This is a genomic window from Paenibacillus taichungensis, from assembly GCF_047302525.1.
Classification (GTDB): Bacteria; Bacillota; Bacilli; order Paenibacillales; family Paenibacillaceae; genus Paenibacillus; species Paenibacillus taichungensis_B.
This window is the reverse complement of sequence record NZ_CP168020.1, coordinates 6,765,446-6,786,581: the sequence shown is the minus strand read 5'-3', so window position 1 is coordinate 6,786,581 and position 21,136 is coordinate 6,765,446. Positions and strand designations below refer to the sequence as shown.

Annotated in this window: 19 protein-coding genes and 1 other RNA gene; 1 reads left to right on the top strand and 19 read right to left on the bottom strand. The window is 47.5% G+C overall.

Annotated elements, in window-relative coordinates:
* Positions 1-73 precede the first annotated feature (73 nt).
* The 14 genes from ACDJ58_RS30640 to rpoE all read right to left on the bottom strand — a co-directional run bounded on the left by ACDJ58_RS30640 (position 74) and on the right by rpoE (position 13,554).
* Positions 74-343: a pro-sigmaK processing inhibitor BofA family protein gene (locus ACDJ58_RS30640; protein ID WP_413374432.1), complete on the bottom strand. Its 270-nt coding sequence runs from the start codon at positions 341-343 to the stop codon at positions 74-76.
* A gap of 36 nt (positions 344-379) precedes the next feature.
* A complete protein-coding gene (locus tag ACDJ58_RS30635) occupies positions 380-655 on the bottom strand; it encodes a DUF2508 family protein (RefSeq protein ID WP_413374431.1) in 276 nt (91 codons plus the stop codon).
* Between the two features lie 296 nt (positions 656-951).
* Positions 952-1,551, bottom strand: coding sequence for a recombination mediator RecR (gene recR / locus ACDJ58_RS30630; protein ID WP_053779059.1), 600 nt, complete (start codon positions 1,549-1,551; stop codon positions 952-954).
* A gap of 34 nt (positions 1,552-1,585) precedes the next feature.
* Complete coding sequence (locus ACDJ58_RS30625; protein ID WP_024628773.1) at positions 1,586-1,897, bottom strand: YbaB/EbfC family nucleoid-associated protein; 312 nt, start codon at positions 1,895-1,897, stop codon at positions 1,586-1,588.
* A 48-nt stretch (positions 1,898-1,945) separates the two neighbouring features.
* A complete protein-coding gene (dnaX, locus tag ACDJ58_RS30620) occupies positions 1,946-3,694 on the bottom strand; it encodes a DNA polymerase III subunit gamma/tau (RefSeq protein ID WP_413374430.1) in 1,749 nt (582 codons plus the stop codon).
* Positions 3,695-3,867: 173 nt separating this feature from the next.
* An RNA gene (gene ffs, locus ACDJ58_RS30615) (signal recognition particle sRNA large type) lies at positions 3,868-4,135 on the bottom strand.
* A gap of 149 nt (positions 4,136-4,284) precedes the next feature.
* The gene (rpmE, locus tag ACDJ58_RS30610; RefSeq protein WP_024628775.1) at positions 4,285-4,482 is read right to left on the bottom strand and encodes a 50S ribosomal protein L31; all 198 of its coding nucleotides are present in this window, start codon (positions 4,480-4,482) and stop codon (positions 4,285-4,287) included.
* Positions 4,483-4,585: 103 nt separating this feature from the next.
* The gene (locus ACDJ58_RS30605; RefSeq protein ID WP_413374429.1) at positions 4,586-5,860 is read right to left on the bottom strand and encodes a radical SAM protein; all 1,275 of its coding nucleotides are present in this window, start codon (positions 5,858-5,860) and stop codon (positions 4,586-4,588) included.
* A gap of 98 nt (positions 5,861-5,958) precedes the next feature.
* Positions 5,959-7,284 carry a transcription termination factor Rho gene (gene rho, locus ACDJ58_RS30600; RefSeq protein WP_413374428.1) on the bottom strand — a complete coding sequence of 442 codons (1,326 nt, stop codon included), beginning with the start codon at positions 7,282-7,284 and terminating at the stop codon, positions 5,959-5,961.
* A gap of 469 nt (positions 7,285-7,753) precedes the next feature.
* A complete protein-coding gene (locus tag ACDJ58_RS30595; protein WP_063567653.1) occupies positions 7,754-9,007 on the bottom strand; it encodes a UDP-N-acetylglucosamine 1-carboxyvinyltransferase in 1,254 nt (417 codons plus the stop codon).
* Positions 9,008-9,156: 149 nt separating this feature from the next.
* On the bottom strand, positions 9,157-10,011 hold the full coding sequence (gene fba, locus ACDJ58_RS30590; RefSeq protein WP_063567652.1) for a class II fructose-1,6-bisphosphate aldolase: 855 nt from the start codon (positions 10,009-10,011) through the stop codon (positions 9,157-9,159).
* Positions 10,012-10,271: 260 nt separating this feature from the next.
* Positions 10,272-10,658 (bottom strand): response regulator, encoded by a 387-nt coding sequence (locus tag ACDJ58_RS30585; protein ID WP_053779053.1) that lies wholly within the window; start codon positions 10,656-10,658, stop codon positions 10,272-10,274.
* Between the two features lie 220 nt (positions 10,659-10,878).
* Entirely contained in the window at positions 10,879-12,483 is a 1,605-nt protein-coding gene (locus tag ACDJ58_RS30580; protein WP_413374427.1) for a CTP synthase, read from the bottom strand.
* Positions 12,484-12,975: 492 nt separating this feature from the next.
* Positions 12,976-13,554: a DNA-directed RNA polymerase subunit delta gene (gene rpoE, locus ACDJ58_RS30575; RefSeq protein ID WP_413374426.1), complete on the bottom strand. Its 579-nt coding sequence runs from the start codon at positions 13,552-13,554 to the stop codon at positions 12,976-12,978.
* A 462-nt stretch (positions 13,555-14,016) separates the two neighbouring features.
* Here rpoE and ACDJ58_RS30570 point away from each other — a divergent pair, with 462 nt between their 5' ends.
* A complete protein-coding gene (locus tag ACDJ58_RS30570; RefSeq protein ID WP_413374425.1) occupies positions 14,017-15,171 on the top strand; it encodes a S8 family peptidase in 1,155 nt (384 codons plus the stop codon).
* 242 nt (positions 15,172-15,413) lie between these two features.
* Here ACDJ58_RS30570 and argS read toward each other — a convergent pair whose 3' ends face one another.
* The 5 genes from argS to ACDJ58_RS30545 all read right to left on the bottom strand — a co-directional run bounded on the left by argS (position 15,414) and on the right by ACDJ58_RS30545 (position 20,964).
* Positions 15,414-17,093, bottom strand: coding sequence for an arginine--tRNA ligase (gene argS / locus ACDJ58_RS30565; protein WP_413374424.1), 1,680 nt, complete (start codon positions 17,091-17,093; stop codon positions 15,414-15,416).
* Entirely contained in the window at positions 17,090-17,515 is a 426-nt protein-coding gene (locus ACDJ58_RS30560; protein WP_413374423.1) for a DUF1934 domain-containing protein, read from the bottom strand. Before ACDJ58_RS30560 ends, argS begins: the two co-directional genes overlap by 4 nt.
* A gap of 265 nt (positions 17,516-17,780) precedes the next feature.
* Positions 17,781-18,062, bottom strand: coding sequence for a DUF6171 family protein (locus tag ACDJ58_RS30555; protein WP_413374422.1), 282 nt, complete (start codon positions 18,060-18,062; stop codon positions 17,781-17,783).
* A gap of 16 nt (positions 18,063-18,078) precedes the next feature.
* Positions 18,079-19,560, bottom strand: a complete 1,482-nt coding sequence (locus ACDJ58_RS30550) for an alpha-N-arabinofuranosidase (RefSeq protein ID WP_413374421.1) — start codon at positions 19,558-19,560, stop codon at positions 18,079-18,081.
* 216 nt (positions 19,561-19,776) lie between these two features.
* The gene (locus ACDJ58_RS30545) at positions 19,777-20,964 is read right to left on the bottom strand and encodes a WD40/YVTN/BNR-like repeat-containing protein (RefSeq protein WP_413374420.1); all 1,188 of its coding nucleotides are present in this window, start codon (positions 20,962-20,964) and stop codon (positions 19,777-19,779) included.
* Positions 20,965-21,136 lie beyond the last annotated feature (172 nt).

Below are 21,136 nucleotides of genomic sequence, written 5' to 3'. Positions count from 1 at the left end.
TTCGTCAAAAGCATTTAACCAAGCAAGCAAAGCAACGAGATATAATGTACCATATAAACATTCAGGGAGTCAACTACCCAAACAAAGAAATTTTCAAACCCAATAATAACCCAACACCCGGTAATCCCAGAATGCTTACAGTACCTATTGTGGCAGGGTTCAGCGGAATGTAGGTTCCGGTGATCCACCCTGAATAATTAACAACATATATCCCCACCGCAGCCAGTACCAGATGAATTCCGAATGATGTAAAAAAGGATAGCCCAATTCGTTTTCTAAATAGGATGATTATCAGCCCTAGTAACGATACAACAAGCACACAGCCTAATATAAGACTCTTCATACTCAGCACCCCCATAATTGAATATCACACCTCCACCTACATGCCCATCCCCCGATCACCTATTACTGCCTTATTAATCCCTACACGTTTAGCGCGCTTCAAATGAATCTGATATTTACGCTCTGCGGCCTCCAGCACATAGATCGCATAATCGATCTCATCCTGCCCCTGCGCCTCTTCAAACTGTCTGACAGCCCGTTCCCACTCCGCCTTGGCTTTCTGTATGTCTGAATAAATCTGGTCCTCTTCCATCTCCTTAATCATTCTTTCACGCTTCTCCACCGATCTTCCTACATTTCGCCATATAAACATAAGCCATCCCCTTCCTGATCAGCACAAGCATATTCTCATACATATCAGGGAAAGGACAAACTTAGAACTGAGCTAAATAATTTAATGAATCGTTATTTTAATCTCAACGAAATTCTATGGATTAATAACCATACATCAGTAGAAATGAGAGACTTCACATTTGGCAACGTTAAAAAGAGTATTAAAACAAAAAAAGAGAGCCTAAAGGGCTCTCTAAGTAATCCAAACTTATCTATTCTTTTCTTTTAGGAAATCAATCATTATAGGCGCATGCTCTCATTAAGAAACACGCATTACTATCTCATCTCCCTGCGCCCTTCCAGCGCCTTGGAAAGAGTCACTTCATCCGCATACTCCAGGTCGCCCCCAACAGGCAATCCATGGGCAATCCGAGTCACCGAGATCTCAAACGGACGGACCAGACGGGAAATATACATCGCCGTGGCCTCACCTTCGATATTCGGATTTGTAGCCAGAATCAGTTCTTTAACTCGCTCATCGCTTAAACGGGTCAAAAGTTCCTTCAGACGGATATCATCCGGACCTATTCCCTCCATAGGAGAGATTGCACCCTGCAGCACATGATAGTATCCGTCAAATTCCTTGGTACGCTCCATAGCCACCAAATCTTTGGAATCCTGAACTACACAGATTACCGAGACATCCCTGGATTTGTCCTGACAGATCCGACACGGGTCAGTATCCGTAATATTACAACACACCGAACAGTAATGAAGATTCCGCTTCACACTGACGAGCGCTTTGGCAAAATCAATAACGTCATCTTCCTTCATCTTAAGCACATGAAAAGCTAGTCGCGCTGCAGTCTTGGGGCCAACACCCGGCAAACGGGTAAAGGCGTCAATCAGCTTCGCTATCGGTTCGGGATAATACAATCGATTGCGTCTCCTTTGATAGGATCAATTTAAATTAAAATAATCCCGGAATTTTCATGCCACCTGTGAATTTACCCATATCCTGGTTCGCAATTTCATCAGCTTTGGTCATTGCGTCATTGACTGCTGTCATAACCAGATCCTGCAGCATTTCTACATCTTCTGGATCAACCGCTTCTGGCTTGATAGTGATAGCCAGCAATTTCTTATGTCCGTTAACTTCAGCAGTTACAACACCGCCGCCGGAAGTACCTTGGACTGTTTTGTCCGCCAGTTCCTCCTGTGCCTTCAGCATTTGCTCCTGCATTTTCTTCACTTGTTTCATCATTTGGTTCATGTTATTCATGATTATTCATCTCCTTTGTTATAGTTATCGCGCCAGGCGCATGTATATCTATTCTTTGATCACTACAAGGTCCTCACCAAAGAGCTGGATGGCTTCATCAATCCAAGGCTGCTTGTTGCCTGAACCGCCGTCTTCATGCTCAGGTTCAAGCTTAAAGTCCTCCTTTGGCGTTTCAGTAGCCCCTTCCATCGCTCCGGTCCAATCTTTGAGCATCATCGTCACAAGACGCGCTGAACGTCCAAGTTGTTCAGACAGCACCCGTTCAATCACTTCGCGATTAGCCTGCTTCTCCGTAGTTTCACGGTGGATGTTGTTCTTAAACGCCACCAGAACATTGTCTTCCAGTAGCGATACCGGTTCACCATCCATAAACCAGGCGTGAACGGTTACTTTCTCTTCTTTTACGCGCTGCAGGATCTGTCCCCACTTCTTGCTGACCTCCGCAAACTCAGGAGATCCCTTACGTGCAACATACTGATCGAGCTGTGCAGGCAGCTTCGCTGGCGAATTACCTCTCGACACCGGAGCTCTTGTTGCTGGACGTGAAGGAGCACTTGATGCAGCTTCTCCCCCAGACAAACCACCCTTAATCGCACGATCCAGCTTTTTCTCCAGTTCAGCAAGCTGTTGCTTCAGTCGGTTGATCTCCCCGCCATCCGCTGGCGCGGATACAGCAGGAGTAGCACCGGCCGAACCCGATGACGCACCTTGAGCAGGAATACTGCACAGTTTAAGGAGAGCTACTTCAAACAATGTCTGCGGCTGTACTGCATATTTCATCTCACTCTGGTACCGGTTAAGAGTATCAATCATCTGGAACAGCTGTTCCTTGGTGAATGATTCCGCCATATCACGGAATGACTCGGGATTAAGCACCCGATCCGTCAGTTTATCTGCATCCGGCACCATCTTAATCATAAGCAAATCACGGAAATAATAAAGCAGATTTTCCATGCACTTGTCCGCACTCTTACCTTCATGCATAAACCCTTCGATCATTTGCAAAATATGACCTACGTCGCCCTTAAGCAGAGAAGCAGCCAACTTTGCAAACTGTTCGGAAGGAATGCCTCCGGTCATATCCATAACCTGCTGATAGGTTACCCTTCCATCTGTATAGGAAGAGATCTGATCCAGGACACTGAGTGCGTCCCTCATTCCCCCATCAGACAGACGAGCAATATACTGGAGTGCGTCCTGATCAGCTTCCATACCTTCCTGTTCACAGATCAGCGTAAGTCGTGCTGTCTGTTCTTCCAGGGACACCCGGCGAAAATCAAATCGCTGACAGCGAGAAATAATCGTCGCCGGAAGACGATGGGGTTCTGTTGTTGCCAAAATAAACATCACATGTGGCGGAGGTTCTTCCAATGTTTTAAGCAGGGCATTGAATGCCTCTGTCGTCAGCATGTGCACTTCGTCAATAATATACACTTTCTGCCGGACTTCAGTCGGGGCGTATTTCACCTTTTCCCGAAGATCACGGATTTCTTCAACGCCACGGTTGGATGCAGCATCAATTTCCTGCACATCCATCACAGCGCCAGTCGTAATCCTGCGGCAAGCTTCACACTCGTTACAAGGCTCAGGTGCAGGCCCGCGCTCGCAGTTTACAGCTTTGGCCAAAATCTTGGCGGCACTCGTCTTCCCTGTTCCTCTGGGCCCGCTAAACAAGTAGGCATGGGAAGTCCGCTGTTCACGAATCGCGTTCTGCAAGGTCTGAATAATATGCTGTTGTCCCACCATATCTTGAAACGACTGGGGACGCCAAGCCCGGTATAACGCGATATGCTCCATGATGCGTTACCTTCCTTCCACTTCGCATTCGAGTCCTTTGTCGTTCCCCCATTATACTATATTCCGGGGTGAATCCAAACTTTATCTGACTCATCATGCATGGTTTTTTTAGACATATCAAAAAGACCTCTGCATACATACAACTGCAAAGGTCTCTACGTTTTAATGGTAAGCCGTGCACCTGCTATCGATATTTGCGATCCAAGCGGCACCCCTTAACAATAGCTCGGGCTAGGCGACCCTCCGGCACAAGAGTGATCTCACTTATGGCTGCTTCCTTCCGGACCTGACCAGGTTCATGAGTACTCATTGCGGAGGACCCAACCGTCAACACCACGTTAAGGGACCAAACCTCACATCGACAAAACCTCTAGCAGGAATTCAACCTCGCTGTAGCGGATTGCGAGTTACAGGGCACCGCTACCTCCCCATCTAGCACGGTAAGAAATAGTATAACTTAAGGTTGTCTAAATTGCAACCAGAGTCAAAAGGGCAGCAATACAATCACCTAAAAACATATAAAAACCTCTGCCGGAACGGCAGAGGTGATTTGGATGTAATAGTCAGACAATCCCCAAGGAATTGCTGAATTAGATTCCGTATTTTTTCTTGAAACGATCAACACGGCCGCCAGCATCGATAAACTTCTGTTTACCGGTGAAGAACGGGTGGCACGCGGAGCAAATCTCTACACGAAGTCCGTCTTTAACCGAACCAGTTTCAAAAGTATTCCCGCAAGCGCAAGATACTTGACCAATCGTGTATTTAGGATGAATTGCTGCTTTCATTACCTTTCACCTCTTTCCGCCCTGAGCCTCAAGCGGACCCAGAGTAAATGGCACAACATCGAAGATTATAACACGGCCCAATGCCGGTTGCAATCCATTATTGTCAAGAGGTGATCAGACGTTTGGGACGTGCCATTCCAGCTGGGGGAACGTGCGTGTAGGAGCCGATAACGACACCAGGCAGCTCTTCCTCAAAGATCTCAATCATTTGCTTCATGCCCAAAATATCACCTTGAGCTGGAGGAATCAATTCCAGATAGCTCTCCGGGTCTATATTAAGATTACGCATTTGAATAAGACGCAACTCGGTTCTGCGAGCAAACTCAATCATCGCTTCAATCTCTTCCTCACGATCCGTTACTCCCGGGAAGATCAAATAGTTGATCGACGTATATACACCCTGGGAAGCAGCGTATTTCATCGATTTTTCTACATTGGCCAGTGTATATCCGCGAGGTTTGTAGTATGCATTATAGTGATCATCCAGTGCACTGATTGTACTTACACGCATTAGATCAAGCCCCGCATCAACAATACCTCTCATGTGATCATTCAAACCTGCATTGGTGTTAATGTTGATATATCCCATGTCAGTTATGGAACGCACTTCGCGGATGGCTTCAATAATCAATTTGGCCTGCGTGGAAGGCTCCCCTTCACAACCTTGACCAAAGCTGATAATCGATTCCGGCGTTTTCAAGTGCTCCAGCATTACTTCAACGATTTCGTCCACGCGCGGACGGAAGTTCATCCGGGTTTGCGGAGAAACGAAGCCACTATCATCCGGTTGCTCGGAAATACATCCGAAACAGCCTGCGTTGCAGGAATAGGATACTGGAACTCCGCCTTCCCAACGATTCAGGAAGGTGTTGGATGAAGTCAGACATTCATACCCGAGCGCACAATTGGACAAATGGGTATAGAGACGGTTTTCGGGGTATTGCTTCGTTAAACGTTTAACACCCGCGCGTACGTCATCGCGATCACAGTTTAGCGGATTCCATTGATCCGGATGATCCGACATCCGGGCAGTGACGTAGAACTGACCATCTTTCCACACAACAGCCGAGTAACCGAACAAAGGCAGTTTGTACTCCTTATCCGTTTTTACATACCCCGGCAGACACAACCGAGTGAATCCTTGCGGAAGCAAAGCCCCCACCGCCTGTGTATCACTAGGCATCGGCAGCATTTCTCCAGTATCCGGGTCCATACCAATCGGACGTGTACTCGGCAGTCCAACCAGCGTTGCACCTTCCGGCAAAGGAATCAGCTCATCCTCCATAATTTCGACGATCATATCTCCACTGCGGGCAAGCCCGTACAGGGAAGGGTGATCAAATACATTACCTTTTTCATCTGCGTATACTAAATACATGATGTTCTCCTCACATCTAATGGGTTAAAGCCAAACGACGAGTATATTGTTAATCAGCAGCAACGCTGCAAAACTTGAGTTAAATCAACGACGTAATGCTAGGTAGTTGTACCAGACGCCGCAGTCTGTCTTGGTGAGCGCCGAGTCGTAGTCGATCCGGAGTTGCTGGTCTGACTGCTGCCAGCTGTATCAAATGCCGCCAGGAACTCAGCATTCGTTTTGCTATTACGCAGTTTCTTCAAGAAGCCTTCGACAAAGTCATGGGAATCGTTCATGTTTTTACGAATCGCCCAGATTGTATCAAGTTCTTCCTTGCTCAGCAACACTTCTTCGCGACGTGTACCGGAACGACGAATGTCGATAGCCGGGAAAATACGACGCTCGGCCAGCTTACGATCCAGATGAAGCTCCATATTGCCCGTACCTTTAAACTCTTCATAAATGATATCATCCATACGTGATCCCGTATCAATCAAAGCTGTAGCCAGGATCGTCAGACTTCCACCCTCTTCTACATTCCGTGCAGAACCGAAGAAACGTTTCGGACGATGGAATGCTGCCGGGTCAATACCGCCACTAAGTGTCCGTCCGGACGGTGGGATAACCAGGTTGTATGCACGAGCAAGACGCGTAATGCTATCCAGCAAAATAACGACATCTTTTTTCGCTTCAACCAGACGGAGCGCACGTTCCAGCACCAATTCCGCAACTTTGATATGGTTTTCTGGCAGCTCATCGAACGTAGAAGCCACAACTTCCCCTTTAACGGAACGCGACATATCCGTAACTTCTTCCGGACGTTCATCAATCAACAGGACAAATAGTTCAATTTCTGGGTTGTTGGTTGAGATGCTGTTGGCGATTTCTTTGAGGAGAAGTGTTTTACCCGCTTTGGGAGGTGCTACGATCAATCCGCGCTGTCCCAGTCCTACCGGGGCGAGCACATCCATAATGCGTGTGGACAAATGGTTGGGGGATGTTTCGAGAACCAGTTTCTTCTGCGGGTACAATGGGGTTAATGCCGGGAAGTGAAGTCTTTCCGCAGCCGCCGACGGATTCTCACCATTTACAGCGTTGACTTGCAGCAAACCGAAGTATCGCTCGTTTTCTTTAGGTGTTCTACACTTACCTGATACGAGGTCACCTGTTCTTAGGTCAAACTTGCGAATCTGTGAGGCTGAGATGTAGATGTCTTCCGTACTTGGCAGGTAATTGATCGGACGAAGGAATCCGTAACCTTCAGGTAGAATTTCGAGCACACCCTGCATGAACATCAATCCGCTCTGTTCAGCTTGTGCACGTAATATAGCGAAGATCAATTCTTTCTTTTTTAAAGTGCCGTAGTAGGGAATTTGATATTTTTTGGCCAGTTTGTAGAGGTCCGTTAGTTTCATTTCTTCCAAATCGGAAATTTGTAGATCCATATAATAACCACCTATTCAATTAATAAGTCCGTGAAATGGATAGTTTCGCTTGATGTTCCGGCTATAAGAGCAGCATCGTTCTGCATTTCTCTTCTGTCCATTGTACGGAATGTAACCGTTATAATGCAAATACTTGTCTTTGAGTGTAAGTTTCCGGGCAGGATGGCCAGCTTTCGGCAAGATCCGCTAGTGAGTGAACACGAATACATGAGGCGTTCGATCCGGGCAGACCGGCTATGGAGCGCAGTTCAAACAAAACCGGGGTTTGGGGAAAAGGAAATGATGTTCTTAAAGCCATATGAAGTCTGACTCAAAAAAAGACCCTCCGGTAAAGGAAACAGGAACATTTCGTCTTATCCCGGAGAGACTGAGAACTCTATTAAAACAGGTTTACCCAATTACTGAGAGGATATGCAGTTCTGTCAAAATAATCACTTTAATGACGTAAAAATCGTCATACAATACAGAATTAATCGGTTTCTCGCCACACATCCGCACCTAGCAGACGCAGATTGGTTACTAGATGATCGTACCCACGATCGATAAACTCCACGCCTGTCACTTCGGTCACACCTTCACTGACGGTGAGACCCGCGATCACCAGCGCTGCGCCGGCGCGAAGATCGGATGCTTTTACCTTGGCCGCATTCAATGCACTGCCTTCAATAATAGCTGAACGCCCTTCCACACGGATCTTTGCACCCATGCGCACCAACTCAGGAACGTGCTTAAACCGGTTGCTATATACAAAGTCGCTTAGGACACTCACACCCGTTGCCTGTGTCAACACACTGGTCATGGGGGACTGCAAATCCGTCGGAAAACCGGGATATACGAGCGCCTTAACGTCTACATGATTGTAGCTCGGTTTGCCAATGACACGAATACTTTCGTCAAGCTCTTCAATGCCAACGCCCATTTCCAGCAACTTTGCCGTCAAAGCCTCCAGATGTTTGGGAATAACATTATCAATCAGAACGTCGCCACGCGTCGCAGCCGCAGCGATCATATACGTGCCTGCTTGTATACGGTCCGGAATGATGGAATGACGGCAACCCTTAAGCTCCGACACACCTTCAATACGGATCGTTTCGGTACCGGCACCCTTGATGCTGGCACCCATTGAATTCAAAAGTGTTGCTACATCTATAATCTCAGGCTCTTTAGCCGCGTTTTCGATAATTGTAGAGCCTTTGGCACGAGTAGCCGCCAGCATGATGTTAATGGTTGCACCTACACTGCTTACATCAAGATAAATCTTTGCTCCGCGCAGCTCTTTAGCATGCAAATGAATGGAGCCATGTTCGTTCGTTACAGTTGCGCCAAGCGCTTCAAACCCTTTGATATGTTGATCAATCGGACGAGGCTCAAAGTTGCAGCCCCCGGGTAAACCAATGGTTGCTTCTTTAAAACGCCCAAGCAGTGCTCCCATCATATAATACGAAGCACGGAGCTTCTTCACGGGACCATTCGGCATGGGAATGGATTTAATGTCGGAAGGATCGATCTTCATCTGACTGCCTTCCCAGTGTACACGAGCTCCGAGTTCCTCCAAAATTTCTGCATAAACCGCCACGTCACTCAAAAGCGGCAGGTTGTCCAGCACGACTTCTGACTCGGCAAGCAATGCTGCAGGAATAAGCGCGATGGCGCTGTTCTTGGCGCCGCTTATAGTTACAGTTCCCTGTAACGGACGTCCGCCACTAATCATCAATTTTTCCATAAAGCTTAATGTCCCCCTACGTGTTTTGCAGCCGGTTAACGGCAATACGTGCTGTTGACTTTCGATGTAGAAATAAGGCGTGAAAATGGAAAGACACCGGCTAGGCGGTGTTCTTTCCACTTACACAGTATGGAACTGGTAAAGAAAAATTACGCTTTGTTGTTGGAACCAAACTCGCGAATTTTACCTTTAACGGTTTCTTTGATTGCATCGCGGCCTGGTACGATGAATGTACGTGGATCGTAAGCATCTGGTTTAGCTGCAAGCACTTCGCGAACCACTTTGGAGAACGAAATTTGGTTCTCAGTGTTCACGTTGATTTTGGAAGTACCCAGGGAAATGGCTTTGTCGATATCATGTTTAGGGATACCTGTACCACCATGCAGTACCAGTGGAACGTTAACTGCATCGCGAACTTCTTCCATTTCTTTGAAGCCCAGGTTAGGCTCGCCATGGTAAGGACCGTGTACGGAACCAAGAGCTGGAGCCAATGTGTCAATACCTGTTTCTTTAACGATACGTACACACTCGTTCAGGTCAGCGTACATGATACCACCGATAACGTCGTCTTCTTGTCCACCAACAGTACCTACTTCGGCTTCTACGGAAACGCCTTTAGCGTGTGCATATTCAACAACTTTTTTAGTCATTTCGATGTTTTCATCAATGGAGTGGTGGGAACCGTCGATCATTACGGATGTAAATCCAGCATCGATCGCTTCTTTACACTTATCAAAGCTGGAACCGTGATCCAAGTGAATCGCAACTGGAACGGTGATTTTCATGTCGTGAATGAGTCCTTCTACTATTTTAACTACTGTGTAGAAGCCGCTCATGTGACGTGCTGCGCCTTCGGATACGCCCAAGATTACTGGGGATTTCTCTTCTTCAGCAGCAGCAAGAATCGCTTGAGTCCACTCAAGGTTATTGATGTTGTATTGACCAACTGCATATTTTCCTTCGAGTGCTTTGTTCAACATGTCTGTCATAGATACTAATGGCATGGTTTCAATCCTCCTAGGGGTGTTGGGTTGTGTCTATGGTTTTTAGCCGAAATCACATACGGGCTTATTATACCACATCCCATGTCAAATACTAAACAAGCATTTGCAAAAATGCTGTGCTTTGCAGCACAGTTTTCATAGACACAGCATGACGACGTCCCTATTTCCAATATTCCCCGGATGTCTGACTGAAATACCCTGTATGCCCACCCGTAAACTCTCACAGCTTCACACGCAAAAAAATCCTGTATCTACAGGATTCAGCTGCACTTATTCGCAGTATCATTTCGAAGCTGCATATTGACTGCCACTCGCATTTCATCGATATCAAACGGTTTCGTAAAGTGCATGAGCGCTCCAAGATCCGTAGCTTCTTTAATCATGTCCAGTTCACCATAAGCCGTCATCATGATGACTTTGATATCCGGATCAATTTCCTTAATATGTTTCAGAATTTCCAGGCCATCCATGCCAGGAATCTTCATATCAAGCAGCACAAGATCAGGTTTGTCATTATTTACTATCTCCAGGGCAATCTTCCCATTAGGCGCTTGGAACGTATTATATCCTTCGCTGCCGAACACTTCCATTAACAGGATTCGAATACCGTTTTGGTCATCGACAATTAACACTTTTTTATTTTCCACTGATTAACCTCCTAGAATTAGGAAAGCATGTACGTCTGAATCTGGATAACAATCCCATAGTCGTCATGATAAGTATTCTACCTCACCCATTGAAATCCTGCTTACATCCCAAAATGCCAAAAACCATTTCCGCTTATCTCGACGCACTAAAAAAGGATGCCCCCGGCATCCTTATCGGTTGCCAAGAACATCCCTTTATTTATAACTTAATGATCAATACTTATTTTTCAATGCTCTCCAGAGAAGCTTTTACAAACTCACGGAACAATGGCTGCGGACGGTTCGGACGGGAAGTGAATTCCGGGTGGAATTGTACTGCCAGGAACCATGGGTGTCCTGGAAGCTCCACGATCTCAACCAGACGTCCATCCGGGGATGTACCCGAGATAACCAGACCGGCTTTTTCAATTGCTTCACGGTATTCATTGTTGAACTCGTACCGGTGACGGTGTCTCTCATAGACCAGTTCATCATCATAACAAGACATTGCCAGGGAACCTTCCTGAAGCTTACAAGGATACAGACCCAGACGCATTGTACCACCCAGGTTTTCGATATCTTTTTGTTCAGGCAACAGGTCGATCACCGGGAACTCCGTAGCTGGATTGATCTCGGAGCTGTTTGCTCCAGTCAAACCAACGATGGAACGTGCATATTCAATAACAGAAACCTGCATACCCAGGCAAATACCGAAGAACGGAATTTGTTTCTCACGGGCATAACGAATCGCAGATACTTTACCTTCAATACCCCGATCACCAAATCCGCCTGGTACGAGGATTCCGCCTACGCCGTGCAACAGATCGCCTACATTCTCATCAGTGATATCTTCGGAGTGAATCCAGCGGATCTTCACATCAGCATTGGATGCAAATCCTGCATGAGACAAGGATTCAACAACACTCAAATAAGCATCATGCAACGCTACATATTTACCTACAATGGCAATCTCCACTGTATGCTTCAGCTTGTTGATACGGTCAACCAGCCCTTCCCACTCGCTCATATCCGGTGCAGGAGTAGTCAGCTTCAGGTGGTTTACCACGATCTCGTCCAAACCTTCTTCACGCAGGTTCAAAGGCACTTGGTACAATGTGTCTGCATCGCGGCATTCCACCACGGCGTTTTCATCAATGTCACAGAAGAGAGCGATTTTGGCTTTCATGTCTTTGGACAGCTCATACTCTGTACGGCATACAATGACGTTCGGCTGAATTCCGATGCTGCGCAATTCCTTCACACTGTGCTGAGTCGGTTTGGTTTTCACTTCACCGGCAGCCTTGATGTAAGGAATAAGTGTTACATGGATGTACATGACGTTGTCACGACCTACATCACTCTTGATTTGACGAATAGCTTCCAGGAAAGGCAAGCTCTCGATGTCACCTACTGTACCGCCAATCTCTGTAATTACAACATCCGAACCCGCTTCACGTCCTGCGCGGAATACGCGCTCTTTGATCTCGTTCGTAATGTGTGGAATTACTTGTACCGTTCCGCCCAGATATTCCCCGCGCCGCTCTTTGCTGATGACGGAGGAGTATACTTTACCAGTCGTGACGTTGCTGTTTTTGGAGAGGTTGATGTCAATAAAACGTTCGTAGTGGCCAAGGTCAAGATCCGTTTCCGCGCCATCATCCGTTACAAAAACCTCACCATGCTGATAAGGACTCATTGTTCCCGGGTCGATATTGATGTATGGATCAAACTTTTGAATGGTTACCTTCAACCCTCTGTTTTTCAGCAATCTGCCCAGCGAGGCAGCCGTTATCCCTTTGCCCAGGGAGGACACAACTCCGCCCGTCACGAAAATATACTTTGTCACTGTTATTACCCTCCTAATATAAGTACAGAAATTCAGGCGATATATGGTATTATCGTAACCCGTTTCCCAGGTAATCATCGTTAAAAAGAGCAATGGCAGAAATTCCCTGCATCTGCGAACTGCTCTTTCATGCGAAGACCGTGTGTAAACAACGTTGTTCTACAGCGTAGAATGGTGCAAACCTTCCGGGAGCCAACTACCGGGCCCGTCCCTAAATAGATATCATTGCATCGATCCATTTGGTGTTTTGGATATACAAAAATAGACCACGGATTGTTGGCCGGGAGCATGCGGAATTCAAATCATTTTGCAAAATTCTGCCTCTAAAAATACAAAAAAAGTACTCCCGCAGGACGGGGCACTTTTTATAAAAAACATAAATATTTTGTCGCTCATTCATAAGCCCATGCAATAGTTTACCCGTTACCCCGTCTGCTGTCAAGGCTGACTATGCGGGGAAAACAGGTAAACTATCGACGTCAAAAATGACTGTTACTTATCGGAATCGTCGTCAAATTCACCCTCGTCTTCGGACTCTTCTTCATCGTCTTCATCGAGGTCTTCCTCTTCCAACTCGTCATCTTCAACTAGAACTTCTTCTTCGCCATCTTCTTCGTCAAAGATGTCTTCTTCTTCTTCTTCTTCATCGTCATCATCTTCTTCGTCCTGATCATCATCAGAATTATCGAAGTCTTCGTCGCTGTTGTAGCTGTCTTCCTCTTCCCCGAAGTCCTCATCTTCCAGATCATCGTCTTCATCGTTGATGATGCGCGGACGCTTCGCACCCGTCATGGTATCTTCCGATCCAGCTACCGGATACCAGCGCTTCAAGCCCCACAGACTTGTACCGACGCAAGCAAAACGGCCATCGATATTAATCTCGGTATATAACTGGGCGATAAACTCGTTGATTTCTTCATCAGTCATTCCGCGCTGTTTAGCTACCTCATTCATCAAATCACGGTAGTAATACGGCGTATTGGCCGCTTTCAGCACCATAAAGGCGAGGTCCACCAAAGGAATCTCTCTGACCTTTTCTTTATCAATTTTCAAATTGAGCGAGGTACTCACTGACAGACACTTCCTCTCACACAAAATTCACTTTATATCCCTACAAACTGGAACGTTACGTATAACATATCCATTAACAAACCTAAGTAAAACCTATTTAGCGTCAAAAAGCAAGTTTTTATGTATGGATGTCTCATAATTCCAAGATGCGACTTCGAACGAGCAATATACACGACCGTAAGAGACATCTAACTCGCGGGCATATCGTCTTTGAGCAAAAAAAGCATAATCATATAAAAAAGACGGAGTCCCCTCCGCCTTCTGACTGTATACCCTTGAAGGATCGCTCCTCACCAGGGTCCCCGCAAGAGCCCTCTAGCCCTCCATCCATCATATGTCCCTGCGCCCGTTTTGACACGAAGAGAATGTGTTTTTGTAAAAAAAGGGCAGGTTCCCCATGCGGCGGGATCAACGCATTCATAGAATACCTCAGCATGTTCATCCCGAAGGGGGCTGCCCATTATGGACTATACTGGTTTTCTACATCAATTGGTTGAAGGAATGCAACGTCCCGAACCAGAACAGGGACGGCGGTACCTGATCCGGTTCGCCAATCCGAAGCAATATGAAGCCTGCCTCGTGGAACTGTCGCGGATGAGGAATGAATTTAGTGATCTTGGTGTGGTACGCTCCTCCCGGCTGGCCCGCTCCATTATCGCCCCGATGCATGACCCAGAAGAACTATCTCGCTACAGCGATGAGATTACGGTAGAAGAAGATGTATCCATCTCACTGCATGCCACCGCGCTTCACAGTAAACCGAGCAGTGCTCAGGGCATACCTTGGGGCGTGAAACAGATTCATGCTCCCAAAGTATGGTCCGTATCCACGGGACATCGGATCAAAATTGGCGTAATTGACACAGGTGCCGATTATCAACATCCGGATCTTCGCTATTCGCTAGCACGCGGAATTAACCTGTTAAACCGTAGTCTGCTTCCTCATGATGATAACGGTCATGGCACTCATATTGCCGGAACCATTGCCGCGGCCAATAGTACGGCAGGTATGATTGGCGTAGCTCCTCGCTCCCTGATCTATCCAGTGAAGGCATTCGACCATAATGGTTCGGCATTCGTGTCAGACATTGTGCTTGGCATCGACTGGTGTGTTCGCAATCGGGTCGATATTATCAATATGAGCTTTGGCATGAAAACGCGTAGCAAAGCATTGCTTGATGTCGTGAACCGTGCCTATCAGGCCGGGATTGTCATTGTGGCTTCGTCAGGGAATGACGGCAAACGCCGCAGCATTGATTATCCAGCACGTTATCCGCAAACGATATCGGTTGGGGCAACCGACAAAAACCGGCGGATTGCCTCGTTCAGCAACCGAGGTGCATACGTCGATGTATATGCGCCAGGGGACAAAATTGTTTCCTCCTGGGTGCAAGGTAAGCACCATGAGATGAGCGGTACCTCCATGGCGACATCGCACGTCAGTGGCGCCATAGCGCTCTTGCTTGCGAAGCATCCCGGCCTGTCGCCAGCCGAGATCAAAACGCTCGTAAAGCGCGCGACCGTTCCGCTGCGCGCACGCAAGACCACCACCGCAAAGAGCAAAATACGCGGTGGTGAGATTGACGCCCTCAAGCTAATGCAGGAGGGCGGAGGGTAAGGAGCGCTTCCTGCCGCAGGGAGCCGTTCCGTGAAGCATCGCAAAGCGTAGCACTGCTGCGCGGTGTGCTGTTTCACGGTGGTTGCCCAGGGCGGCAGGCGGCGCTGGCTCTGGGTGCCTCGGGGCCGTGTGAACTCGGCCGCGGGCACAGCAAAAAGTCTCCATGTCCACGCTGCATTGCAGGCGTGGTGCATGGAGACTTTTTGTAAAGCCAGGGCGGCAAAGCACCGCCAGGGCTTGAATTACATTTTGTCCGGTGCGGATACGCCCACCAGACGAAGCGCTGTTGCGATGACGGTGCGTACAGCACCGATCAGGGCCAGACGCGCCTGAGTTTGTCCCGCGTCTTCAGTAATGACGCGCTCTGCACGATAGTAACTGTGGAACAGGGATGCCAGCTCATATACATAACGAACAATACGATGCGGCGCATATCCCGTAGCAGCAGTCGCGATTTCTTCAGGCAGTTCACCCATTTTGCGAAGAAGGTCATATTCATGTTCCGTGGACAGCTTCGAAAGGTCGATCTGTGCCAATGGCAACAGTTCAATTCCTTGTTCTTCTGCCTGACGGTATACGCTGCATACCCGAGCGTGAGCGTATTGTACATAGAATACTGGGTTTTCATTAGACGTCGAAATCGCGAGATCCATGTCGAAGTCCAGATGAGAGTCCATGCTGCGCATGGTAAAGAAGTAACGAATGGCATCAATGCCTACTTCATCCATCAGATCTTCCATAGTTACCGCTTTGCCTGTACGCTTGGACATCTTCACTTTTTCGCCGTTTTGGAACAAGCTCACCATCTGTGCAATCAGAACGACCAATTTCTCAGGATCGTTGCCCAGTGCTTGCATGGCCGCTTTCATCCGTGGAATGTAACCATGGTGGTCTGCTCCCCAGATGTTAATCATCGTGTCGTATCCACGCGCATATTTATCACGGTGATAAGCAATGTCCGGTGTAAGGTACGTGTACGTACCGTCATTTTTGATCAAAACACGCTCTTTATCGTCACCATACTGCATGGTTTTCAACCAAGTTGCTCCGTCTTGCTCATAGATTTCATTACGATCACGCAATTCGTCAAGTACACGCAACACTTCTCCGTTATCATACAGTGATGTTTCGCTGAACCAGATGTCGAAATTGACGCGGAAGCGATTCAAGTCACGTTTGATCTTGTCCAATTCTTTTTCCAAACCGAAGTCACGGAAATAAGCGGCACGGTCACCTGGATGCATGGACAGCAAAGAATCGCCTTTCTCAGCCACTAGATCCTTGGCGAATCCTTTGATATCCTCACCATGATAACCATCTTCAGGCATCTCTGCGTCTTGGCCCAGTTCCTGCAAATAGCGAGCTTCAATGGAACGAGACAGATTAAATACCTGATTACCCGCGTCATTAATGTAGTATTCACGTGTTACATCATATCCGGCATAGTCGAGGATGTTGCAAAGCGCATCACCCACAGCCGCTCCACGCGCATGGCCCAGATGCAGACTGCCTGTCGGGTTGGCACTGACAAACTCCATCTCGACCTTGCGCCCTTCACCAACATTGATTCTTCCATAATTCTCACCCTGCTCATGTACAAGCCCCAGCACAGGATAGAGATAACTCTTGTCCAACTTAAAGTTAATGAATCCCGGCCCAGCAATTTCCGCTTTCTCGATTCCAGCTTCAGCCAGGTTGAGATTGGCAATAATCTCTTCTGCAATCTGGCGTGGATTACGCTTGGCAATCTTGGTCAGTTGCATAGCGGCATTGGTCGCCAAATCGCCGTGTGTTTTCTCGCGTGGTACTTCAAGGGTGATGGTCGGCAGATCCTCCTGCGTAACAATGCCAGCAGCAACAATGGCATTGCCTATGGCTGTACTTACCCGTTCGTTAATCGTATCTAATGGATTACGTGTCATGAAATTGGTTCCTCCTGTATATGCAAACTAATCGCGAAATGTCCGGATTCTTCGTCAAAGCGGTAAAAGTCGTAGCTCCACGCTGCGCGTGCGCTCAATCCCTGAATGGAAAGTTCCAGCTCCTGTGTATGCGTGGACAAGGCAAACGACATATACGGCGAGCGGTAAAAACCAGGGAGCTTGCGGTTTAACTCAAATGTTTGCTCCGATTCCACCTCGCCGTGACGTATAATCTTGATGGATTGTCCGCCCAGCTTCAATGTTGTTCGGGTAATACCGCCCTCGGGTCCAGCCTGTGGCTCTTCATAACGAACATAGAGCACAGCCCCCTTCAATACGGCTTCACCCTGCATTTCCTGCAGTACATCTTCACCTTCATAACGGCTGTGCAGCCGGATCTGAACCGGTCGCATGTTCGACATGAATGTTAACCTCCATTATATTCGAGGCGACGCAAAATCAGGCACGGCCGGTGAGAACAGCCCTTCCTGTATTGTTGTGCCGCTATACGCGCTCATATTCCCGGATAGCTCGCTATCCTACACTCTACTGTATAACTATATCCAGTTCACCCGCTCAATTCAAATCCAAATTCAGAGTTTTTGCCCATCAGCACCAAAAAAAGCAGAGCCACACCTGTAAAGTGCAGCTCTGCCTTGCTTCATTAATAAAGAAATACGTTCTGGATCAGGTCCATCGCGGCTCATATGGAAACGGACAGGTCGACTCTACCAGCTTGGCGCGCACCTGTACGAGACAGCCACAATAGCGGCAAGTCGTATCGTATTGTAACCCTGGACAATCAGCGCAGATGGATAACCGACGCTCATATTCAGCGTACTCAACGGCCGGACGTGAGCGTGAGGCCAACTCCACGAGCCGGGCTATCTTGGCTTCACTAATCTTCACATCATATTGATCGTTACATCCCTTGCATGGTTCCCGTTTCCCAACACTTCTACTCTGCACGGATGAATCCATCTGATCAAGCCTTTATAGCGACCACACCAACCGAGGCCGGAGGCAGTACAAAACGCAATTTGTTATTTTCGAGTGTAATACCCTTCCAGTCCGCAGGTTGAACCTGATTCGGCTGTTCAAATGTGTTGAACGCACTATAATCTGCGTGATGCAGAATTCGTCCCGATACAGCAGAAGCGTTCGTTGATTCAATCTGACAAACCACTTCAAGCTCATCCGTATGACTAAGGTTACACGCCGTCACATGAATAACGCCATCATTGCTACGAGAAGCTGACAAACTCAGTTGAGGGATGGTCTCTTCCCCGAAAGTGTATCCAGGGCTCTCGTAATTCAGTTCCAACCGCTGCGCATCCATGTGTACCTGATACATATCAAACACATGATATGTAGGCGTGAGGAGCATCTTCTCGCCTTCTGTCAAAACCAACGCCTGAAGAACATTAACAATCTGGGCCAGATTGGCCATATGAACTCTTTTATTATGTTGGTTGAAAATATTCAGATTAATCCCTGCGAGTACTGCATCACGCATCGTATTTTGTTGATACAGGAAACCTGGATTTGTACCTGGCTCAACGTTATACCACGTTCCCCACTCATCCACGATAATACCCACTCTGCCCTCAGGATCATATTTGTCCATAATCTCGGAGTGTTTCACAAGTAACTCTTCCATATATAGCGTCTTTTTCAATGTGGTGAACCATTCAGCTTCTCCGAAACCTGTAGCCTGACCTTTATCTGCCCACTCACCTGTTGGAATGGTGTAATAATGCAGGCTGATTCCGTCCATAAAACGACCGGCCTCCCGCATTAACACCTCCATCCAGTGATAGTTGTTGTCATTGGGGCCGCAGGCGATTTTATAAATTTCATTCCCGGAATAATTGCGTACATATGTAGCATAACGACGGTACTCATCTGCGTAGTATTCCGGACGCATATTACCGCCGCAACCCCAGTTCTCGTTCCCCACACCAAAGTATTTCAGCTTCCATGGCTCTTCACGGCCATTGCTCTTCCGCCAGTTTGCCATCGGTGATTCCCCATCAAAAGTGATGTACTCCACCCATTCCTGCATCTCCTGCACCGTACCGCTGCCCAGATTGCCACTGATATATGGCTGGGTGTCAAGTAACTCACATAGTCTCAGGAATTCATGCGTACCAAAATGATTGTTCTCTTCTACCCCGCCCCAGTGCGTATTGATCATCCGTGCGCGCTCACTTTTTGGACCTACGCCATCTTTCCAATGGTATTCATCAGCAAAACAACCTCCAGGCCAGCGAAGTACGGGAATATGAAGTTTTTGCAGTGCAGTAAGCACATCATTTCGAATGCCTTCCGTATTGGGAATAGGGGAGTCCTCTCCCACCCAGATGCCTTCATAGATACAGCGTCCCAGATGCTCTGAGAAATGACCATATATATTGCGATTTATTAATCCTTGTTCCGAATCATCCTTTAAAATAACATCAACCATAATTTCAACCTCCTAAAAAGTATTGTTATCGCTTACAATAACGTGTTTCTGAACAGGATTCAACCGTTTTTATTCAAGCAAAAACAAGCCCTTTCCGGCTTCATTTGTCCGGAAAAGACTTGTTTGTTTATGCTGGCCTCATCAGGCCAAATGAGTTAAGGTTTATACCATTTTAGATTGAAATCGCCTTAAAATTATTCCATGGCATGACACCATTTACTCGTTTTCAGCAGGCAATAACATTTTTTGCTTCCATGTTGCTCCACCATCTGTCGTCTCATAAATTGCAGGAGAATTGTCGCTTGTTACGACGAGCCAACCTGTTTTGGCAGAAGGAAACGAAATGCGGGAGCTATAACCTGGATCTTTCAGGTCGATATTTTTCCACGTGGAACCTGCATCATAAGAACGTCCGATCCCCACTTTGCCTGCTGCAGGTGATCCTGCGGAGAGATAGGCCGTCTGATTACCGATCAACGCCATGTTCCCTGGGTGACCCCCTGGGTCTGCGGGGCCTTTTCCATTCCCTGTGCTGCTTGCACCTGGAGCCGGGCCACCACCTGCTGTGGATTGAGCAAATACCTGTCTCCAGTTCTTGCCCTCATTTCCGCTCGCGTAGAGAGAATACGACTGCTGGGACATCCCTGCGTCGCCATACAGAAGGGCCCATACCTGGTTACCGCTTGAGTATAAGTCTCCACCGCTCCAAGTTGTTGAGGCTACCTTCAACGATTGCGTCCAGTTCTTGCCGCCGTTACTTGTCTGCATGATACGGTAACCCGAACCAGGAGCCACTACAATGGCATAACCTTGCTTCTCTGTCGCGAACACAGCTCCGCGTGTATTGGCTGGTGTGGAGATTCGATTCCATGTTGCACCGCCATCCTTCGTCAAATAAGCTCCATTATAGGTGTATCCAAAGCCTTCGTTTTTATTGCGAAAATCAATACGTTTAAATTGTATACCCTTAGTATCCATCCGTGTCCAGTGCGCACCGCCATCCGTTGAGCGGATGAGATACGTCGTTGGAGAAGCCTTTACCTGCGCCAAAGCAAATCCATTCACATTGTTCGGGAAATCAAGTTGTGTGAACTGCCATTGGCCTGTATAGATGGACTGCCAAGTGCAGCCTGAATTCGATGTGCCAATAAGGAAGCCTTCGCCACCAGCCCGTCCGGTTGTATTGTTTAGAAAATCGATATCCGTAAATTGCAGTCGTTGGTCTTCCACACCACTGCCCTTTTTCAACGTAGCCGTTAATCCATGATCTCCACTTCCACACGTTGGGGAGGATGCAGCGTTAGCGCCGGGTAGTGTATGTACCGGACCCAGTCCCCATGCCAGCGTTACCGATAGTGCGAGTGCGCCAATCCGTTTCCATGTCATTCTGCTCTTTGTTGTCATTGTGACACCTCCTTCTATGTTTTTACCCTATTTTGCAGGATTTAACGTAACAATTTGTTTAATTCGCGTGACATTATTGCAATGACGGATTGTAATATGAAGTGCGACACCTACTGGAAATAAAAAATGGCTCATAGCCTGATTCGTGTAGAATGAAAGTTACCACACCAGC

Bases quoted from the DNA above. Each gene is read 5' to 3' on its own strand.
- ACDJ58_RS30635 (WP_413374431.1), bottom strand. From the start codon at position 655: ATGTTTATATGGCGAAATGTAGGAAGATCGGTGGAGAAGCGTGAAAGA.
- ACDJ58_RS30570 (WP_413374425.1), top strand. From the start codon at position 14,017: ATGGACTATACTGGTTTTCTACATCAATTGGTTGAAGGAATGCAACGT.
- ACDJ58_RS30545 (WP_413374420.1), bottom strand. From the start codon at position 20,964: ATGACAACAAAGAGCAGAATGACATGGAAACGGATTGGCGCACTCGCA.
- ACDJ58_RS30560 (WP_413374423.1), bottom strand. From the start codon at position 17,515: ATGTCGAACATGCGACCGGTTCAGATCCGGCTGCACAGCCGTTATGAA.
- fba (WP_063567652.1), bottom strand. From the start codon at position 10,011: ATGCCATTAGTATCTATGACAGACATGTTGAACAAAGCACTCGAAGGA.
- ACDJ58_RS30625 (WP_024628773.1), bottom strand. From the start codon at position 1,897: ATGAATAACATGAACCAAATGATGAAACAAGTGAAGAAAATGCAGGAG.
- ACDJ58_RS30595 (WP_063567653.1), bottom strand. From the start codon at position 9,007: ATGGAAAAATTGATGATTAGTGGCGGACGTCCGTTACAGGGAACTGTA.
- rho (WP_413374428.1), bottom strand. From the start codon at position 7,284: ATGGATCTACAAATTTCCGATTTGGAAGAAATGAAACTAACGGACCTC.
- argS (WP_413374424.1), bottom strand. From the start codon at position 17,093: ATGACACGTAATCCATTAGATACGATTAACGAACGGGTAAGTACAGCC.
- rpmE (WP_024628775.1), bottom strand. From the start codon at position 4,482: ATGAAAGCAGCAATTCATCCTAAATACACGATTGGTCAAGTATCTTGC.
- ACDJ58_RS30605 (WP_413374429.1), bottom strand. From the start codon at position 5,860: ATGTATTTAGTATACGCAGATGAAAAAGGTAATGTATTTGATCACCCT.
- ACDJ58_RS30640 (WP_413374432.1), bottom strand. From the start codon at position 343: ATGAAGAGTCTTATATTAGGCTGTGTGCTTGTTGTATCGTTACTAGGG.
- ACDJ58_RS30550 (WP_413374421.1), bottom strand. From the start codon at position 19,560: ATGGTTGATGTTATTTTAAAGGATGATTCGGAACAAGGATTAATAAAT.
- dnaX (WP_413374430.1), bottom strand. From the start codon at position 3,694: ATGGAGCATATCGCGTTATACCGGGCTTGGCGTCCCCAGTCGTTTCAA.